Raw genomic sequence first — 18,482 nt, forward strand, 5'->3', positions numbered from 1 at the left:
GCCCGCGCAGGTCACTACGGGCCCCTGAGTCACAGGTGTGCCGCAAGTGACTTTGCTATTGGGGTGGATTTCTTGAGTCGCCGCACGTCGCACGCGTACAAGCCGCTGACTCTGAAGCGAAGAGCGTGGCTGACCCTCGGAGCCGTGGTCCTGGCGGGCGGGGGTGCGGCGACGTACGCCATCGCCAACCCGTCCGCCGGTCCGGCCGCCGACGACCCGGGCGCCATCGGCCGGGACAAGCGGCCGGCGAAGGTGTACGACCTCGGGCTGAAGAGCGCGGGCAGCAAGAAGCGTGAGCTCGGCCGCACGGAGACCGAGCTGTTCTCGATGCTCGGCGTCTCGTGGACCGGCGCCAAGAAGGCGCTCGACGGCACCGCCCAGGTGCGCACCCGGAGCGCCGGGACCGGCGAGTGGACCGCGTGGCAGGACCTGGAGCTCGACGCGGACCCGCCGGAGGACGCCGAGCCCGGCATGCGCGGCGCCTCCGAGCCGCTGTGGGTCGGCCCGTCCGACGGGGTCGAGGTGCAGGTCGTCCGCGCGGACGGCAGCACAAGTGCCGCCCTGCCCAAGGGACTTGAGGTCAACCTCGTGGACCCGGGTGTGGTGACGCGGGCGGAGACCACGTACGTGGGCAGCGAGTTCGAACCGGCCGCGTTCGTCGCGGAGGACAGCCCGGGTACGGCGGACACGGCGGACACGACGGGTACAGCGGATACGACGGGTACAGCGGGTACGACGGACACGACGGACACGGACACCTCTTCGTCCACCTCCGCCGAGACCACCACCCCCACCGCCCCGCCGTCCACGGTCACCCAGCCGCCCGTGACCGGCCGGGCCGCCTGGGGCGCCGACGAGTCCCAGGTCGAGGACCCGCCGACGTACCTCGACAAGGTCAGCACCGTCTTCGTGCACCACACGGTCGGCTCCAACAACTACAGCTGCGCCCAGTCCGCCTCGCTGGTGCGCGGCATCATGGCGTACCACGTCAACGCCAACGAGTGGAACGACATCGGCTACAACTTCCTGGTCGACAAGTGCGGCCAGATCTTCGAGGGCCGCGCGGGCGGCACCGACCTGCCCGTGATGGGTGCCCACACCTACGGCTTCAACAGCTACTCCACCGGCATCGCCGTACTCGGCGACTTCGAGGGCGACCCGGCCAAGGGCATCCCGGCGGGCAAGCCCTCCCGGGCGACCCTGGAGTCCGTGGCCCGGATCGCGGCCTGGAAGCTGGGCCAGTACGGCGGTGACCCGCAGGGCACCGTCACCCTGACCGCCAAGGGCGACACCGGGGTGTGGAACAACGGCGAGCAGGCCACCCTCAACCAGATCTCCGGCCACCGCGACGCCTACGCCACCGAGTGCCCCGGCGCCAACCTCTACTCCAAGCTCGCCGAGATCCGCCGCTTCGCCGCGAGCCCCGGCGCGAACTCCGCCATCCCGACCGCCGACTTCAACCGCGACGGCGTCACCGACCTGGTCGCCGGTGTGCCGCGGGCGTCGGGCAGCGCGGGCAACGTGGTCGTCGTACCCGGCGGCACGGACGGCCCGGTCGGCAGCGCCAAGGTGAAGCTCACCCAGTCCAGCCCAGGAGTGCCCAGCGCCTCCGAGTCCGGCGACCAGTGGGGTGCCGACACCGCCTGGGGCGACATCAACGGCGACGGCTACGCGGACCTCGCGATCGGCGCACCCGGCGAGGACGACAGCTCCGGCCGGTCCAACCGCGGCGCGGTCACCGTCCTGTACGGGCCGGGCCTCGACTCCGGTTACTGGTCCACCACGCTAGGGGTGGTCCCCACCGGTGCCAAGCTGGGCACCACCGTCGCGGTCGACGACTTCAACGCCGACGGCAAGGCCGACGTCTTCTCGGCCGGCACCGGCCGGGGCGGCAGCTGGAACGTCCGCCTGACCGACGGCGCCACCCAGTACGGCAGGGTGACCGGCGCGACCGGCTCGATCGCCTTCGCGGACGCCGCGACCGGCGACTTCAACCGGGACGGCTACGCGGACGTGGCGCTCAACTACCGCACCGCGTCCAAGGTCGGCAAGATCACCTGGTTCAAGGGCTCCGCCAACGGCCTGGTCAGGGTCAGCACCCTCTCCGGCGTCAAGGGCGGCCGCTCCCTCGCCGCGGGCGACGTCAACGGCAACGGCTACGACGACATCGTCATCGGCCAGCCGTACAGCGGCATGTCCGGCGCCTTCCGGGGCGGCCAGGTCACGTACGTACCCGGCACGTCGTCCGGCTTCACCACCAACGGCATGCGCACGTTCCACCAGGCCACCACCGGCGTCCCCGGCGCCGCCGAGACCGGCGACGACATGGGCTACTCCGTCTCGGTCGGCGACTACAACGCCGACGGTTACGCGGACGTCCTGACCGGCCTGCCGAACGAGGACCTCACCCGCGGCGGCGTCAGCCGCAGCAACGTGGGCGCGGCCCTGCTGCTCAAGGGCTCCGGCGGCGGACTGACGGGCTCCGGCGGCCGGATGATCCACCAGGACACCCGAGGCGTCGCCGGCTACACCGAGCCGGGCGACAGGTTCGGCTCCTCGGTCGTGCTGCGGGACCTCTCCGGCTGGGGCCGTGCCGACCTGGCCATCGGCGTCATGGGCGAGAACAGGAACGACGGCATCATCCTCCAGCTCGACAGCGGCAGCTCGGGCATCAGCACCAGCGGCGGCGTCTACTACGGCCGCGGCACCCTGGGCACCCCGTCGGGCGCCCGCCTCGGGGAGACGCTGACGCCGTAACCATCCCTCACGGCAAGAAGGCCGGGGCCCTCGGATTCGGGGGCCCCGGTTTCCGTTCCGGGTACCTTCCGCCACGCCGGTGCCACGCCGGTTCGACCCCTGTATGGACCACCGCATCCCGCTCACTTTGGCCCTGTTCGCCGGACCATGACCGCGGGCAGGGTGAGGGGACGTCGAACTTCGCGGAGGTCCCCCTTGAGCATGGCGTTCCTGCTGACCACCCTGATCGTGGTGGTCACCCCCGGCACCGGTGTGGTGTACACCCTCGCCGCCGGGCTGTCCCACGGCCGCCGGGCGAGCGTGATCGCCTCGCTCGGCTGCACCCTCGGCATTGTGCCGCATCTGGCGGCGACGATCACCGGCCTCGCCGCGCTGCTGCACACCAGCGCCGTCGCCTTCGAGACGGTGAAGTACGCGGGTGTCGGCTATCTGCTGTACATGGCGTGGGCGATGCTGCGGGACAAGGAGGCACTGACGGTCGAGCGGGGGGCCGAGGCCGGGTCCGAGGCGGGGGCCGGGTCTCAGGCCAGGGCCGAGGCCGAGCCGCGACCGGCGGTCCGGGTGATCGTCTCCGGGGTGCTGGTCAACCTGCTCAACCCGAAGCTCACCATGTTCTTCGTCGCGTTCCTGCCGCAGTTCGTCCCCGTCGGCGAACCCGGCTCCCTCGGCGCGATGCTGCGCCTCAGCGCTGTCTTCATGGCGCTCACCTTCGTCGTCTTCGCCGCGTACGGGATGTGCGCCGCCGCCGTACGAGACCGCGTACTGGCCCGGCCGCGGGTGATGACCGGCATCCGCCGGGTGTTCGCCGCCTGCTTCGTGGGCCTGAGCGCTCGGCTGGCGGTGGCGTGAGCATGCGTTTCCGGCACGCGGACGCCATCTGGTCGGACTACCCCGAACTCGTCGCCGGCGCGCTGTGGGCCACCGGGGTCGACGCCGCCGCCGACGTCGGCCCGCGCGCCGCCGCGTACACCGCCCGCGCCGCGGCCCGGCTGGCCGGTGCCGCCGAAAGCGAGTTCCCCGAGGTGCGGGCCTGGCGGCGGACCTTTTCCCGGATGGGGCTCAAGCCGACGCAGTACCGGTGCGCTTCGGAGTCGCTGCTGCGGCGGCTGAGGAAGCAGGGCGATCTGCCGCGCATCCACCCGGTGGTCGACCTGTGCAACGCGATCTCGGCCGCGTACGCGATCCCGGTGGCGGTCCTCGACGCCGACCGCATCGCCGGCCCGCTGCTCGAAGTGCGCTACGCCCGTGGCGACGAGCACTACACCCCCTTCGGCGGCGGCACCGAGCACCCCGCACCCGGCGAGGTGACCTACGCCGACTCCGCGGGCCGGGCCCACGCCCGCCGCTGGACCAACCGGCAGAGCGGCGACTCCGCGGTCGGCGGGCACACCAGCGCCGTCCTCGTGGTGGCGGAGGCCATGCACGACGACGGCGCGGCCGCTGTGCCGGAACTGCTGAAGACGGTCGCCGAAGAGCTGGCCGCGCACTGGCCGGCCGACCGCCGCACGGCCGATCCCGTGTCCGCGCTCCTCACTCCGTCCGCGGTCCTCACTCCGTCCGCGGTCCTCACCCCGTCCGCGGTCCTCACCCCGTCCGCACCGGAGTTCGCCTTTGGCGGCTGAGTCCCGGTCGGCGCGCGATGGGTGTAGGCGTGCATGACACCATGAGTCCGGTGGACGAGGACGAACCGGCGAGGGGCGGGTCCCCGAACGGCGGCCCTGTGCCCGGTGGTTCGGTGCCCGGCGGCTCGGATTTCCTGCAACTCGACGTCAGTGACGCGCCCGTCGGCGGCAAGTCGGACTGGCTGGCCCGGCGGCTGCGCCAGGCGATGGCCGACGGCAGGCTGACGGTGGGCAGCAGGCTGCCGCCCACGCGGGTGCTCGCCGCCGAACTGCGCGTCTCCCGTGGGGTGGTCGCCGAGGCCTACCGGCGGCTGACGGAGGACGGCCACGTCGAGGGGCGCCGACGCGGCGGAACGGTGGTGGTCGCGGTATCCCCCTGCGCGCCCCCGGAGACGCCGCCCGGGGCGGGCCCGTCCAGTCGTCCTCCGTCCCCAGCGCCCGCTGACGCGGAGACGCCAGGCTCACTCTTCGGCCTCTTCGGCGGAGAACCAGGCACCGACGTCTTCGACGCCCTGCGCACCGCCCCCTCCCGCATCGACTTCACTCCCGGCCGGCCCGATCTCACCGCCTTCCCCCGCGCGGCCTGGCTGCGCGCCGAACGAGCCGTGCTCACCGAGCTGTCCGCAGAGAGCCTCGGCTACGGCGACCCGCGCGGCGACCCCCTTCTGCGCCGTGCCGTGACCGGCTGGCTCGCGCGCACCCGCGGCATCCGGGTGGAGCCGGACGAGATCCTGATCGTCGCGGGCATCGCGCAGGCGCTCACCCTGCTGCACCCCGTACTGCTGGCGGACGGCATCGACGGCGTCGCGGTGGAGGACCCCGGCTCGCTCGGCACCCGCCAGCACCTGCGCAACGGGGCCCTGGCCACCCCACCGGTGCCGGTCGACGACAACGGCGTACGCGTGGACGCACTGCGCGCCACCGGCGCCCGCGCGGTACTGCTGACACCGGCCCACCAGTTCCCCACCGGCGTGGTGACGAGCGGCGAGCGCCGCCGCGAACTGCTGCGCTGGGCGGCGGACGGCGGGCTGATCGTGGAGGACGACTACGACGCGGAACACCGTTACGACCGCCCGCCGGTGCCCGCGCTGCGCGCACTCCTCGCCGACCAGGTCTGCTACATGGGCAGCGTGTCCAAGCTGCTCGCGCCCGCGCTGCGGATCGGCTGGCTCGTACCGCCGCGCCGCTACCGCGACCCGCTGACCGACGCGAAACGCTTCACCGACCTGGGCAATGCCGTGCTCCCGCAGCTGGTGCTCGCCCGCCTGATGGAATCCGGTGCCCTGGAACGGCATCTACGGCTCCTGCGCGGCCGTCACCGGCGCCGCCGCGACGCCATGATCAACGCCGTCGCCGAACACCTCCCGGGCGCGGTGGTCCACGGCGCGGCGGCCGGCCTGCACCTGACCGTCACCTACGCCCCGGACGTACCCGACACCCAACTCGCTGCCGCCGCACTCGCCCGCGGCGTGAAGTGCCATCCCCTCTCCTGGCACCGCCAACTCCCCGGCCGCCCCGGCCTCGTCCTCGGCTACGCGGCCACCCCGACCGGCGTCATCACCGAAGGGGTGGCGGCACTCGGCGAGGCCTTGCGCGAACTGGCCTGACGGTATGCGAGACATCTCCGGGCGGGCTTGGGGCGGTTCCCTCCGTAGCGTTCCGGTCCGTAGCGTTTCGGGAGGTGGTTCACCAAACTCGCCGCCCACGCCTGCATCTCCGCCCGGACCGGCCGGTCCACCGCCCGATGTCAGTGCGGTCGGCGCAGTCCCGCGACGAGGAGTTCGATCAGTCGGCGTGCGTCGTAGCGGGGATCGCTCTCCGCGCCGATGCAGAGGTTCCCGACGCCCCGCATGAGTTCGTAGGCATCGATGTCGGAGCGGATCTCGCCGGCGACGGCTGCGGCGTCGAGCAGCTGGGCGCACACGGGCACGAGCCGGTCGAGGAAGTAGGCGTGGAGGGTCTCGAAGCCGGCGTTGTCGGACTGCAGCACGGCGGCGAGTCCGTGCTTGGTGACCAGGAAATCGGCGAAGAGGTTGATCCATTGCCCTAGCGCGGCATGCGGAGTTTCGCTGGTCGCCAGCAGGGCCGGACCGGCCTCGGCGCAGGCGTCGACCTGGTGCCGGTAGACGGCGATGATGAGATCCGCCCGCGTCGGGAAGTGGCGGTAGATCGTGCCCATCCCGACGCCGGCCTTGGCCGCGATGTCACGTACCGGCGCTTCCACGCCCGAGGTGACGAAGACCGCGGCGGCCGCGTCGAGCAGGGTCTCCTTGTTGCGCCGGGCGTCCTTCCGCTTGGACTGGCTGGACTGGGCCGCGTGCCCTGCGCCCTCGTTGCCCTCGTCGCTGTCGTTCACCGCGCCACTCCCTCCGCTACGCGAGCTTGCCAAAGCGGAACAGCGTTCCGTATCGTTAAACGGAGCGGCGTTCCGTTTGCTCATGATGCCAGAGCAGGAACCCTGCCACCAAGCCATGCCCTTGCCCTGTCACTCACCACGCTCCACCCGCAAATGGAGGAACACGGTCATGCAGTACCGCACCTTGGGCCGCACCGGCGTACAGGTCAGCTCCCTCGCGCTCGGCGCGATGAACTTCGGCCAGATCGGGCGCACCACCCAGGACGAGGCCACCGCCATCGTCGACGCCGCTCTCGAAGGCGGGATCAACCTCATCGACACGGCCGACATGTACAGCGGCGGCGAGTCGGAAGAGATGGTCGGCAAAGCCATCGCCGGCCGTCGCGACGACATCGTGCTGGCCACCAAAGCGGGCATGCCCATGGGCGACGAGCCCAACCACCAGGGCAGCTCGCGGCGCTGGCTGGTCACCGAACTGGACAACAGCCTGCGCCGCCTCGGCGTCGACCACGTCGATCTCTACCAGATCCACCGGTGGGACCCGACCACCGGCGACGAGGAGACGCTGTCCGCCCTGACCGACCTGCAACGCGCGGGCAAGATCCGCTACTTCGGCTCCTCGACCTTCCCGGCGTACCGCATCGTGCAGGCCCAGTGGGCCGCCCGCGAGCATCACCTGAGCCGTTACGTCACCGAACAGCCCAGCTACTCGATCCTCCAGCGCGGGATCGAGACCCACGTACTGCCCGTGACCGAGGAGTACGGGCTCGGTGTGCTGGCGTGGAGCCCGCTGGCCTCGGGCTGGCTGTCCGGCGCGATCCGCGAGGGCCGGGACATCACCACCAGCCGCTCCGCGTTCATGCCGGAACGCTTCGACACCGCCATCCCCTCCAACCGGGCCAGGCTCGACGCCGTCGAGCAACTGGCCAAGGTCGCCGACGAGGCCGGCCTGACCATGATCCAGCTCGCCCTCGGATTCGTGACCGCGCACCCCGCCGTGACCAGCGCCCTCATTGGCCCCCGCACACCGGACCACCTGCACTCGCAACTCGCCGCTGCCGACACCGTGCTCTCCGCCGACGTACTCGACGCGATCGACACGATCGTCGCTCCCGGCACCGACCTGGCCGCACACGAGAAGTACGACACCCCGCCCGCGCTGCTCGACCCGTCACTGCGGCGCCGCTGATCGTCCGCGAATCAAATCCCGCATCCCTCCGGAATCACGTTCCGCTTGAACCTCGGCGGCGCGCCCAGCCGGCGCGCCGCCGCCGGTATCGAAAGGACCAACGACTCCATGCCCCACACACCCCGGCCCCGTTTCGGGATCATGACCGCCCCCTCGCAGGTCGACTAGCACGATGTCCTGCCGGTCTGGCGCGAGGCGGACACGATCCCGGAGATCGAGCACGCCTGGTTGTTCGATCACCTCATGCCGATCTTCGGCGACCCGGACGGACCGACCTACGAGGGCTGGACGCTGCTCTCGGCCTAGGGCCTGCCCGGCGGATCATGCCGCAGACGCGGGGTCTGGCACGCCGATCTGCGGCGTTGTCGTCGGTCGCCGACGCTCCGCGTCGACTCCCTCCTCCGCCTTGCAGCTCGACGCACCAGACCCCGCTCACCTGTGTCGATGAGGCGCCGCCGATTTCCTGCGACCTGATCCGCCGGGCAGTAGCCGCCCACACCCGACGACTGCGACTCGGCGTGCTGGTGACCAGCAACCGGTTCCGACCGCCCGCGATGCCGGCCAAGATCGCCACGACCGTCGACATCGTCTCCGGCGGACGGCTCGACTTCGGCATCGGCGTCGGCTCACGACCCAGCCCTCCCCTGGCCCGGCGTGAGTACGCGGCACACGGCCTGCCCTTCCACGACACCGCCCACGCCGTGGGGAGCCTCGCCGAAGCCTGCACGGTGATCCGGCGGCTGTGGACCAAGGACAAGCCCTTCGATGTCCACGGCACCTACCACCACCTCACCGGAGCGTTCGGCAACCCCAAACCCGTTCAGCGCCCCCCCGCCCCTCATCGGCGGACGCTCCTCCCCGACGCTGCGCGTGGCCGCCGAGCATGCCGACCTCTGGAACATCCCCCGGCGGCGACATCGACGACGCCGCCCGCCGCAGCGCACTCCTGGACGCAGGCCATCCTGCCCCGGACGCCAACGAGCCTCTGCCCCAGGCCCGGTGCCGAAGCCACTCGACTCCGGCGGGTAAGCAACCGCGGATGCACCAGCGAGGGCGGGGTCCGAAAACCCCGCCCACACCACGAAGGCCCAGCTCAGGGCCACACAAGGCAATAAGCCTGATGCCCCGCCTCATGCAACCGATGGCTGAAGTCCTGCCACTCGTGCAGCAGTTGGTACACATTGAACGCGTCCTGGGGGCCACCCCGGTCCGGCACCGTCGACCAGATGAAGGCGGCGGCGCCGACGGCCTCCTCGCCGATGCCCCGGAGGGGGTCGACGACGGTCATGGGGAGGCGGACGACGGCGTAGTCGGGGTGGAGGACGACCAGTTCCAGGGGCGGGACCTTGTGGAGGGGGACGCCCTCGATGCCGGTGAGGACCATGGCGGCCATGGTTTCCGGCTTGATCTTGGTGAACATGCCGTTCATGCCGAGCTCGTCGCCGCCGAGTTCTTCGGGGCGCATGGAGATCGGGACGCGGGCCGCGGTCGCACCGTCGGGCGCGCCGAAGTATTTGTACGTCACCCCCACCCGACCACCATTCCCGCTCCTTGTTGCCTGAAGCCGGTCGACAGCCCGGTCCGCCCGGTCCGGGCTGTCTGCCCGGTTCTTCCGGCCCCGCCTGTCTGCCCTGCCCGCCCGGTCCGGCATTTCCCCTCGGCCGGGTCGGTCCGCCCTGCCGCTGCCGCTGCCGCTGCCGGTCTGATCCATACGGTCCATACGGTCCATGCCCATACCGTCCATACGGTCCGGCCGGGCGATCTGCTCAGGTTGCTCGGGCTCGTTCTGCACACCGGGGCTGCCACCAGGGTTGCCGGCTGGACTGCCACCGGGGCTGCCGCCAGGGTTGCCGACTGGACTCCCACCCGGGTTGCCACCCGGGTTGCCGCCCGAAGTGGCACTCGACGTGCCGCCCGAGGAGCTACCCGACGTGCCGCCCGAGGAGGTACCCGAAGTATTACCCGGGGTGTCAGACGTGCCCTGTGCCTGTCGTGATGCCTCTGCCGCTTCCTCCGCGTCGCGCCGGTGCCTTCCCCGCCGGGCACGCCGGGGGCCGAGGTCACCGGTCCCCTCGCCCAGTCCGCCACCGCGATGCATATCTCCACCCGACTGCTTTTCTAGGGCGCGTGGCCCCCGCCGTGCAACCCGATCATCGTGTCAGTGACCTCCCCCACGGCCGCCCGCCGAAACGTGCGTTGAAACACCTGTCCGCAAGATCTTCGCAGCCTCTGACACCATGGCTTGTGCGAGCTTTCCGTACGAAGCCCCCAGTCTCTCAGACGGCTGAAGGCCGACGTGCGGTCATCGTCCCGGTGGCCCGTTCACCGGAGGGCCCCGTGGCTGAGATCTTCCGCCCAGTGGCCGGAGGGCCCTGACCTACGCTGAAGGGGTCACTGGCGACGGAGTCGGAGAAGTTGGAGAAAGCGCAGGTCATGCCCCAAGGACCCTATTCATACGAAGCCCCGGTTTCGCAGACTCTTTTCGAGCGCGCGGAGGCCGTCACGCCCGGTGGCGTGAACTCTCCCGTGCGCGCCTTTCGCGCCGTGGGCGGTACGCCCCGGTTCATGGTGTCCGGTACCGGTCCGTATCTGACCGACGCCGACGGGCGCGAGTACGTCGATCTTGTGTGTTCCTGGGGGCCCATGATCCTCGGGCACTCCCACCCCGACGTCATCGCCGCCGTCCAGGACGCCGTCTCGCGCGGCACCTCCTTCGGTACGCCCGGTGAGGGCGAGGTCGCGCTCGCCGAGGAGATGGTCGGCCGGATCGAGCCCCTCGAACAGGTGCGACTCGTCTCCAGCGGGACCGAGGCCACCATGTCCGCCATCCGGCTCGCCCGCGGCTTCACCCGGCGCAGCAAGGTGATCAAGTTCGCCGGGTGCTATCACGGGCACGTCGACTCGCTGCTCGCCGCGGCGGGGAGCGGCGTCGCTACCTTCGCCCTTCCCGACACCCCGGGTGTGACGGGTGCGCAGGCCGGGGACACCATCGTTCTCCCCTATAACGACCTCGACGCCGTCCGCGCCGCCTTCGCCGCCCACCCCGGCGACATCGCCTGCGTCATCACCGAGGCCTCGCCGGGCAACATGGGCGTCGTGCCGCCGATGCCCGGTTTCAACCAGGGCCTCAAGGACCTCTGCTCGGCGAACGGCGCGCTCTACATCTCCGACGAGGTCATGACCGGCTTCCGGACCAGCCGCGCCGGGTGGTTCGGGATCGACGGGGTACGGCCCGACCTCATGACCTTCGGCAAGGTCATGGGCGGTGGCTTCCCCGCCGCCGCCTTCGGGGGGCGCGCGGACGTGATGGCTCACCTGGCGCCCGCCGGGCCCGTCTACCAGGCCGGCACCCTCTCCGGGAACCCGGTCGCCACCGCCGCCGGGCTCGCGCAGCTGCGGCTGCTCGACGAGGCGGCGTACGACAAGGTCGACGCCGTATCGGTGCAGATCCGTACGCTCGTCACGGAGGCACTCGCCAAGGAGGGTGTCGTCCACACCCTGCAGAACGCCTCCAACATGTTCTCCGTCTTCTTCACGGACAAGCCCGTGCGGAACTACGAGGACGCCAAGGCGCAGGAGTCGTACCGCTTCAACGCCTTCTTCCACTCGATGCTGGCGCAGGGCGTCTATCTGCCGCCGTCGTCCTTCGAGTCGTGGTTCGTGTCGACCGCCCATGACGAGCGGGCGGTTCAGCGGATCGCCGACGCCCTTCCGGCGGCGGCGCGGGCAGCAGCGGAGGCCACACAGGCATGAGTGACATCACCGTCGTACATCTGATGCGGCACGGCGAGGTCGCCAACCCGGAGGGGGTCCTGTACGGCAGACTCCCCGGCTACCACCTCTCCGAGCTCGGGCGGCGCATGGCCGAGCGGGTCGCCGAGCATCTCGCCTCCCGGGACGTCACCCACGTCGTCGCGTCCCCGCTGGAGCGGGCCCAGGAGACCGCGACCCCGATCGCCAAGGCGCACGGGCTCGACCTCCACAGCGACGCGCGGCTCATCGAGGCCGAGAACGTCTTCCAGGGCAAGACCTTCGGGGTGGGGGACGGTGCCCTGCGGCGGCCCGAGAACTGGAAGCATCTCGTCAATCCGTTCAAGCCGTCGTGGGGTGAGCCCTACTTCGACCAGGTCGTACGGATGATGGGGGCGCTGGACGCCGCCAAGGACGCGGCGCGGGGGCACGAGGCCGTGCTCGTCAGTCATCAGCTGCCGATCTGGATCGTGCGGTCGTACGTCGAGCGGCGGCGGCTGTGGCACGACCCGCGCAAGCGGCAGTGCACGCTCGCCTCGCTGACGACCTTCACCTACCAGGACGACAAGATCGTGTCCGTGGGATACAGCGAGCCCGCGCGCGATCTCGTTCCGGCCCATCTGCTGGCGGGCGCCAAGCCGGTGAAGGGCAAGGACAAGGCATTCGGGGCGTAACGCTCCAGACGTCCAAGCGGAACCCCGTAAGCCGTATGTCTCTCTCGCGGACGTACGGCTTTTCGGTGTGTTTCCATAGCCGCCCCACAGGAACGTAACAGCTCTGAAATAGGCGGCGGCCCGGCGGAACCCCACTCCCACCCCGAACCTCTAAAAAGCTGACCTTCGCCTTATTGGGGATGTAGTCGGCGGATAGGGAAGTAGGGGACGAAATGGGCGAGATGACGCGCAGGGGAATGATCGGACTCGGCGCGGCGGCCGCCGGGCTGGGGCTGGGAGCCTGCGGTACGGGGCTGACGGGCGGGTCGAGCGGTGCGGAGGGCTCCTCGGGGAAGCCGGGCAAGTCGGGCGGGCCGGGGAAGCCAGGGAAGCCGGGGGAGTCGGGGAACAAGCGGGGGCGGCAGGTCAAGCCCCTCGGGGACGGGTCCACCGCGAACACCGGCGCGCAGCCGAACCAGCCGGAGAAGCCGCGTCCGCTGGAGGCGGGGGAGGCGCCGCCGCAGTTCGTCGTCTTCTCCTGGGACGGGGCCGGCGATGTGGGCAACGGGCTCTTCGAGCGGTTCCTGAAGGCCGGCCGGGAGCACGGCGCGCACATGACCTTCTTCCTCTCCGGGCTCTACCTCCTCCCGGAGTCGAAAAAGCGCGTATACCTTCCGCCGAACAACGCGCCCGGCGCCTCCGACATCGGGTATCTGACGGACGAGCACATCAAGTCGACGCTCGGGCACATCCGTCGGGCCTGGCTCGACGGCCACGAGATAGGCACCCACTTCAACGGCCACTTCTGCGGCGACGCCCACGGCTCGGTCGCCCACTGGACGCCACAGCAGTGGCGCAGCGAGATCGACCAGGCGAAGGCGTTCGTCAAGGAGTGGCGGACCAACACCGGCTGGACCGACGTCGAGCCGCTGCCCTTCGACTACGACAAGGAACTCGTCGGCGGACGCACCCCGTGCCTGCTCGGGCAGGACAACCTGCTGCCGACGGCGCGCGAACTCGGCTGGCGGTACGACGCCTCCTCGCCCGGCGGCCTCCAGATCTGGCCGGCGAAGAAGCAGGGCATATGGGACCTGCCGCTGCAGGGCATACCGTTCCCGGGGCACACCTTCGAGGTGCTCTCGATGGATTACAACATCCTCGCCAACCAGTCGATCAACTCCACCCAGGCCCCGCCCGCCAACTATCCGGGCTGGCGGGAGCAGGCGACGGGCGCGTACGTCGCCGGGTTCCAGCGGGCGTACGAGACGAACCGGGCGCCCTTCTTCATCGGCAACCACTTCGAGGAGTGGAACGGCGGCATCTACATGGACGCCGTCGAGGAGACCCTCAAGCACATCGCACGTGAGAAGGGGAAGGGCGGGGACATACGCATCGTCTCCTTCCGGCAGTTCGTGGACTGGCTGGACGTGCAGAAGCCCGACGTGGTGGCCAGGCTCCGGACGCTCGGGGTCGGGCAGGAGCCCGTGGGCGGCTGGAAGGAGTTCCTCGCGGACGCCGGGAAGCAGTCGGCCGGGCAGCCGACGGCCGGGTCCGCGGCGGCCGCCTGAAATGAGCGCCTGAAGTGAGGTTTTCCGTCCTTGAGCAGTCCTTGGGGAGTCCTTGGGGAGTCCTTGGAGGAGCCCTTGAGGGGGGTGCGGAAGATCCTCGAAATGGACATGCGAAACTTTTCACATGAGTGCCGCCAGCCATGCCCCCCAGCGCTCGAACCGCACGTCCCGCACGTCCCGGAGCCGCAGCAGTCGCGTCCTGCTCACCTCCTCGGCCGCGGTCGCGGCGCTCGTCCTGTCCGCGTGTACGAGCGGAGGGACCGAGGGAGGCAGCGGCGGGACCGGGTTCGTGACCGGGACCGACGGCATCGCGACCGTGAAGAAGGGCGAGCGGGCCGACGCCCCCGACCTCTCCGGCAAGACCCTTGAGGGCGAGGAACTCGACGTCGGCTCCGCGTACCAGGGCAAGATCGTCGTCGTCAACGTGTGGGGCTCGTGGTGCTCGCCGTGCCGCGCCGAGGCGGCCAACCTCGTCAAGGTCTCCGAGGACCTCGCGGACCAGGGCGTGCAGTTCGTCGGGATCAACACCCGCGACACCAGCACCCGTCCCGCGCTGGCCTTCGAGGAGGAGTACGAGGTCACGTACCCGAGCCTGTACGACCCCACGGGCAAGCTGATGCTCCGCTTCGAGAAGGGCACGCTCAACCCGCAGGCGATCCCCTCCACGCTCGTCATCGACCGGGACGGGAAGGTCGCCGCACGCTCGCTGCAGGCGCTCAGCGAGGACAAGCTCCGCAAGATGATCGAGCCGATCCTCGCGGAGAAGTGACCGCTCGTGTCCCTCCTCGCCACCGCGCCCACGACCCTCACGAGCCTTGCCGCAGTCACTGACACGAACCAGACGGTGCTCAGCGGGGCCCTGCTGCTCGCCGTGCCGGTCGCCGTCCTCGGCGGGCTCGTCTCCTTCTTCTCGCCCTGTGTGCTGCCGCTGGTGCCCGGCTATCTCTCGTACGTCACCGGAGTGAGCGGCACGGACCTCGCGGAAGCGCGACGGGGGCGGATGGTGGTCGGCGCCTCGCTGTTCGTGCTCGGCTTCACAGCGGTGTTCGTCTCCGGCGGCGCACTGTTCGGGTACTTCGGTTCGACGCTCCAGGAGCACCAGGGCACCCTGTCCAAGGTGCTGGGCGTACTCATGATCCTCATGGGTGTCTTCTTCATGGGGATGATGCCCTGGCTGACCCAGCGTGAGTTCCGCTTCCACACGCGGCCGACCACCGGGCTCGTGGGCGCCCCCGTCCTCGGCGCGCTCTTCGGCATCGGTTGGACGCCCTGTATCGGCCCGACCCTCGCCTCCGTGCTGGCACTCTCCTCCAGCCAGGCGAGCGCCGGACGCGGGGCCGTACTGACCGTCGCGTACTGTCTCGGCCTGGGTGTGCCCTTCGTCGTCGCCGCAGTCGCCTTCCGTAAAGCGCTCGGTGCCTTCGGCTGGGTCAAGCGTCACTACGTGTGGGTGATGCGGATCGGCGGCGGAATGATGATCTTTACCGGCCTGCTCCTGCTGACCGGTGCCTGGGACCGCATCGTGCAGGAGATGCAGGTCTGGTCCAACGGTTTCACGGTGGGGATCTGATCCATGAGCAACACAGAGACCAAGGCCGAGGCGACCACAGAGACCAAGGCCGAGAACAAGGCCAAGGCCAGTGCCGCCGAGGACGGTGACCTCGGCGCCGCCGGATCCCAGCTCTCCACCGCCCCCAAGGACGACGCCTCCAAGGACGACGCCCCCAACCTGCCCTCGCTGGGCCTCATCGGCTGGGCGCGCTGGTTCTGGCGGCAGCTGACCTCCATGCGGGTCGCGCTGCTGCTGCTGTTCCTGCTGTCGCTCGCGGCGATCCCGGGCTCGCTGATCCCGCAGTCGGGGCAGGACGAGACGCGGGTCGCCGACTTCATGGACCGGCACGAGACCCTCGGGCCCCTCTACGAGAAGCTCGGGCTGTTCCACGTGTACAGCTCCGTGTGGTTCTCGGCGATCTACATCCTCCTGTTCGTCTCGCTCATCGGCTGCATCGTGCCCCGCACCTGGCAGTTCGTCGGGCAGCTGCGCGGCCGTCCGCCGGGGGCGCCGCGCAGGCTGACCCGGCTGCCCGCGTACACGACCTGGCGCACCGAGGCCGAGCCCGAGCAGGTGCGCGAGGTCGCCTTGAAGGTGCTCAAGCAGCGCCGCTACCGCTCGCACGTGGCCGGGGACGCCGTCGCCGCCGAGAAGGGCTACCTCCGGGAGGTCGGCAACCTCGCCTTCCACCTGGCGCTGATCGTGATGCTCATCGCCTTCGCCTGGGGCCAGCTCTTCAAGTCCGAGGGCAACAAGCTGATCGTCGAGGGCGACGGCTTCGCCAACACCCTCACCCAGTACGACGACTTCAAGTCCGGCAACCTCTTCTCCGTCGACGACCTCAACCCGTTCAGCTTCGACCTGAAGAGCTTCACGGGCACGTACGAGCGGACGGGCCCCAACCGGGGCACCCCGCGCACCTACGAGGCCGACCTCACCTACAGCGTGGGCGCCGACGGCGAGGAGCAGCGGACCACGGTCAAGGTCAACGAGCCGCTGGAGATCGGCGACTCGAAGGTCTACCTGACCGCTCACGGTTACGCACCCGTCGTCACCGTCCGGGACGGCGAGGGCAAGGTCGTCCACAGCGATGCCGTGCCGCTGCTGCCGCTCGACTCCAATGTCACCTCCTCCGGTGCGATCAAGGTCCTCGACGGCTACCGCAATGCCGAGGGCGAGAAGGAACAGCTCGGTTTCAACGCCTTCTTCGTGCCGACCTTCGCGGGCGCGGGCCAGGGCGACATGCTCTCCCAGTTCCCCGCGCTCGACTTCCCGGTCCTGGCCCTGTCCGCCTACCACGGCGACCTCGGCGTCAACTCGGGCGTCCCGAAGAGCGTGTACCAGCTCGACAAGACCCATATGAAGGAGTTCAAGGACACCGACGGCAAGCTGCTCACACAGCGGCTGCTGCCCGGCGAGACCCTGGAACTCCCGAACGGCGCCGGCTCGGTCACCTTCGAGAAGGGCGTCAAGGAGTGGGCCAACTTCCAGATCACCCAGCAGCCCGGCAGCGGCTGGGCCCTCACCGGCTCCATCGTCGCCATCCTCGGCCTCGCCGCCTCCCTCTTCATCCAGCGCCGCCGCGTATGGGTTCGCGCCACGACCGGCTCCGACGGCGTGACGGTCGTCGAGATGGCCGGCCTCGGCCGCAGCGAGTCCGCGAAGCTCCCGGAGGAGCTGGGGGACTTGGCGGCCCTGGTCCACGACCAGGCCCCGACCGCAACCGATCCAGAGCCGGAGCCCGAGCCGGAGCCCGAGCCGGAGCCGGAGCCGGAGCCGGAGCCCGCGCCCGCGCCCGCGCCCGAGCCGGAGCCCGCGCCCGAGCCAGACCCCGAGCCGGGGGACCCCGCGCCCGACCCCCACGCCGTACCTGCCGAAGGGGCTGACAAGCAGTGACGTTCGCCGCCGCGACCAACGAGAACCTCGCGAGCATCAGCAACACGCTGATCTACTCCGCGATGGCCGTCTACACGCTGGCCTTCTTCGCGTACATCGCCGAATGGCTCTTCGGGAGCCGCAGCAAGGTCGGCCGTACCGCCGCCGCGCTCACCGCGACGAAGGCACAGAAGGCACAGAAGGCACAGAAGGCCGACGCCCCCGCGGTCACCGTGAAGAAGGGCGGCTCCACCGCCGTACTGGAGCGGCCGAAGGTCGTCGTGCGGGCCGCCGCCGGTGCCCGTGACGTGCCGGACGGGCCCGGGGCGCACGGCGGGGACGAGCAGGGCGACCTCTACGGCCGTATCGCCGTGTCCCTCACCGCGCTCGCCTTCGTCATCGAGTTCGGCGGTGTGCTCTGCCGTGCGCTCTCGGTGCAGCGGGCGCCGTGGGGCAACATGTACGAGTTCAACATCACCTTCTCCACCGTCGCCGTCGGCGTGTACCTCGCCCTCCTCGCGCTGCGGAAGAACATCCGCTGGCTGGGCCTCCCCCTGATCACCACGGTCCTCCTCGATCTCGGTCTCGCCGTCACTGTCTTGTACACCGCCAGCGACCAGTTGGTTCCCGCCCTCCACTCGTACTGGCTCTACATCCACGTCTCCACCGCGATCTTCTGCGGCGCCGTCTTCTACGTGGGCGCGGTCGGCACGATCCTCTACCTCTTCAAGGACTCGTACGAGAACAAGCTGGCCGGCGGGGGTACGCCCGGCCGTTTCGCCACCTCCGTCCTGGAGCGGCTGCCCGCCTCGGCCACGCTCGACAAGTTCTCGTACCGCGTCAACGCCGCCGTCTTCCCGCTGTGGACGTTCACGATCATCGCGGGCGCCATCTGGGCGGGCGACGCGTGGGGCCGTTACTGGGGCTGGGACCCCAAGGAGACCTGGTCCTTCATCACCTGGGTCGCCTACGCCTGCTACCTGCACGCCCGCGCCACGGCCGGCTGGAAGGGCCGCAAGGCCGCGTACATCGCGCTCATCGCCTTCGGCTGCTGGCTGTTCAACTACTACGGCGTCAATATCTTCGTCAGCGGCAAGCATTCCTACGCGGGTGTGTAGTGCTCTAGGCGCGAGCAAGACCGCAGAGCCGCCTACCTGGCG

General features: G+C 70.3%; 14 protein-coding genes and 2 pseudogenes. 14 read left to right on the plus strand and 2 right to left on the minus strand.

Annotated features, from left to right (window positions below):
• Positions 1-63: 63 nt before the first annotated feature.
• The 4 genes from ACWD3C_RS28160 to pdxR all read left to right on the plus strand — a co-directional run bounded on the left by ACWD3C_RS28160 (position 64) and on the right by pdxR (position 5,986).
• Entirely contained in the window at positions 64-2,757 is a 2,694-nt protein-coding gene (locus tag ACWD3C_RS28160; protein WP_451148677.1) for an FG-GAP-like repeat-containing protein, read from the plus strand.
• A 195-nt stretch (positions 2,758-2,952) separates the two neighbouring features.
• Positions 2,953-3,606 (plus strand): LysE family translocator, encoded by a 654-nt coding sequence (locus tag ACWD3C_RS28165; protein WP_451148679.1) that lies wholly within the window; start codon positions 2,953-2,955, stop codon positions 3,604-3,606.
• Between the two features lie 2 nt (positions 3,607-3,608).
• Positions 3,609-4,379 (plus strand): B3/B4 domain-containing protein, encoded by a 771-nt coding sequence (locus ACWD3C_RS28170; protein ID WP_451148681.1) that lies wholly within the window; start codon positions 3,609-3,611, stop codon positions 4,377-4,379.
• Positions 4,380-4,420: 41 nt separating this feature from the next.
• Positions 4,421-5,986 (plus strand): MocR-like pyridoxine biosynthesis transcription factor PdxR, encoded by a 1,566-nt coding sequence (gene pdxR, locus ACWD3C_RS28175; RefSeq protein ID WP_451148768.1) that lies wholly within the window; start codon positions 4,421-4,423, stop codon positions 5,984-5,986.
• Positions 5,987-6,126: 140 nt separating this feature from the next.
• On the opposite strand, the gene ACWD3C_RS28180 is transcribed toward pdxR, so the two are convergent.
• Complete coding sequence (locus ACWD3C_RS28180; RefSeq protein WP_451148683.1) at positions 6,127-6,735, minus strand: TetR/AcrR family transcriptional regulator; 609 nt, start codon at positions 6,733-6,735, stop codon at positions 6,127-6,129.
• 169 nt (positions 6,736-6,904) lie between these two features.
• On the opposite strand from ACWD3C_RS28180, the gene ACWD3C_RS28185 reads away from it, so the two are divergent.
• The 3 genes and pseudogenes from ACWD3C_RS28185 to ACWD3C_RS28195 all read left to right on the plus strand — a co-directional run.
• Positions 6,905-7,924, plus strand: coding sequence for an aldo/keto reductase (locus tag ACWD3C_RS28185; RefSeq protein WP_451148684.1), 1,020 nt, complete (start codon positions 6,905-6,907; stop codon positions 7,922-7,924).
• A gap of 108 nt (positions 7,925-8,032) precedes the next feature.
• Positions 8,033-8,224 (plus strand): annotated as a pseudogene (locus ACWD3C_RS28190) (LLM class flavin-dependent oxidoreductase); the annotation flags it as partial.
• A gap of 182 nt (positions 8,225-8,406) precedes the next feature.
• A pseudogene (locus ACWD3C_RS28195) lies at positions 8,407-8,876 on the plus strand (LLM class flavin-dependent oxidoreductase); the annotation flags it as partial.
• A gap of 141 nt (positions 8,877-9,017) precedes the next feature.
• On the opposite strand, the gene ACWD3C_RS28200 reads toward ACWD3C_RS28195, so the two are convergent.
• On the minus strand, positions 9,018-9,455 hold the full coding sequence (locus tag ACWD3C_RS28200) for a hypothetical protein (protein ID WP_451148686.1): 438 nt from the start codon (positions 9,453-9,455) through the stop codon (positions 9,018-9,020).
• A 902-nt stretch (positions 9,456-10,357) separates the two neighbouring features.
• Between ACWD3C_RS28200 and hemL the strand changes: the two genes are divergently transcribed.
• The 7 genes from hemL (at position 10,358) to ccsB (ending at position 18,440) form a co-directional block, all read left to right on the plus strand.
• Positions 10,358-11,677 (plus strand): glutamate-1-semialdehyde 2,1-aminomutase, encoded by a 1,320-nt coding sequence (gene hemL / locus ACWD3C_RS28205; protein ID WP_451148688.1) that lies wholly within the window; start codon positions 10,358-10,360, stop codon positions 11,675-11,677.
• A complete protein-coding gene (locus ACWD3C_RS28210; RefSeq protein WP_451148690.1) occupies positions 11,674-12,348 on the plus strand; it encodes a histidine phosphatase family protein in 675 nt (224 codons plus the stop codon). Before hemL ends, ACWD3C_RS28210 begins: the two co-directional genes overlap by 4 nt.
• A 212-nt stretch (positions 12,349-12,560) precedes the next feature.
• Positions 12,561-13,895: a hypothetical protein gene (locus tag ACWD3C_RS28215; RefSeq protein WP_451148692.1), complete on the plus strand. Its 1,335-nt coding sequence runs from the start codon at positions 12,561-12,563 to the stop codon at positions 13,893-13,895.
• 124 nt (positions 13,896-14,019) lie between these two features.
• Positions 14,020-14,664: a TlpA family protein disulfide reductase gene (locus ACWD3C_RS28220; protein WP_451148694.1), complete on the plus strand. Its 645-nt coding sequence runs from the start codon at positions 14,020-14,022 to the stop codon at positions 14,662-14,664.
• 6 nt (positions 14,665-14,670) lie between these two features.
• Positions 14,671-15,465: a cytochrome c biogenesis CcdA family protein gene (locus ACWD3C_RS28225; protein WP_451148696.1), complete on the plus strand. Its 795-nt coding sequence runs from the start codon at positions 14,671-14,673 to the stop codon at positions 15,463-15,465.
• A gap of 3 nt (positions 15,466-15,468) precedes the next feature.
• Positions 15,469-17,343, plus strand: coding sequence for a cytochrome c biogenesis protein ResB (gene resB / locus ACWD3C_RS28230; RefSeq protein WP_451148698.1), 1,875 nt, complete (start codon positions 15,469-15,471; stop codon positions 17,341-17,343).
• Entirely contained in the window at positions 17,340-18,440 is a 1,101-nt protein-coding gene (gene ccsB, locus ACWD3C_RS28235; RefSeq protein ID WP_451148700.1) for a c-type cytochrome biogenesis protein CcsB, read from the plus strand. Before resB ends, ccsB begins: the two co-directional genes overlap by 4 nt.
• Positions 18,441-18,482 lie beyond the last annotated feature (42 nt).

The organism is Streptomyces sp. NPDC002845 (genome assembly GCF_053591955.1).

Coding starts and splice junctions, on each gene's coding strand:
- ACWD3C_RS28170 (WP_451148681.1), top strand. CDS start 3,609: ATGCGTTTCCGGCACGCGGACGCCATCTGGTCGGACTACCCCGAACTC.
- pdxR (WP_451148768.1), top strand. CDS start 4,421: ATGAGTCCGGTGGACGAGGACGAACCGGCGAGGGGCGGGTCCCCGAAC.
- ACWD3C_RS28185 (WP_451148684.1), top strand. CDS start 6,905: ATGCAGTACCGCACCTTGGGCCGCACCGGCGTACAGGTCAGCTCCCTC.
- hemL (WP_451148688.1), top strand. CDS start 10,358: ATGCCCCAAGGACCCTATTCATACGAAGCCCCGGTTTCGCAGACTCTT.
- ACWD3C_RS28210 (WP_451148690.1), top strand. CDS start 11,674: ATGAGTGACATCACCGTCGTACATCTGATGCGGCACGGCGAGGTCGCC.
- ACWD3C_RS28215 (WP_451148692.1), top strand. CDS start 12,561: ATGGGCGAGATGACGCGCAGGGGAATGATCGGACTCGGCGCGGCGGCC.
- ACWD3C_RS28220 (WP_451148694.1), top strand. CDS start 14,020: ATGAGTGCCGCCAGCCATGCCCCCCAGCGCTCGAACCGCACGTCCCGC.
- resB (WP_451148698.1), top strand. CDS start 15,469: ATGAGCAACACAGAGACCAAGGCCGAGGCGACCACAGAGACCAAGGCC.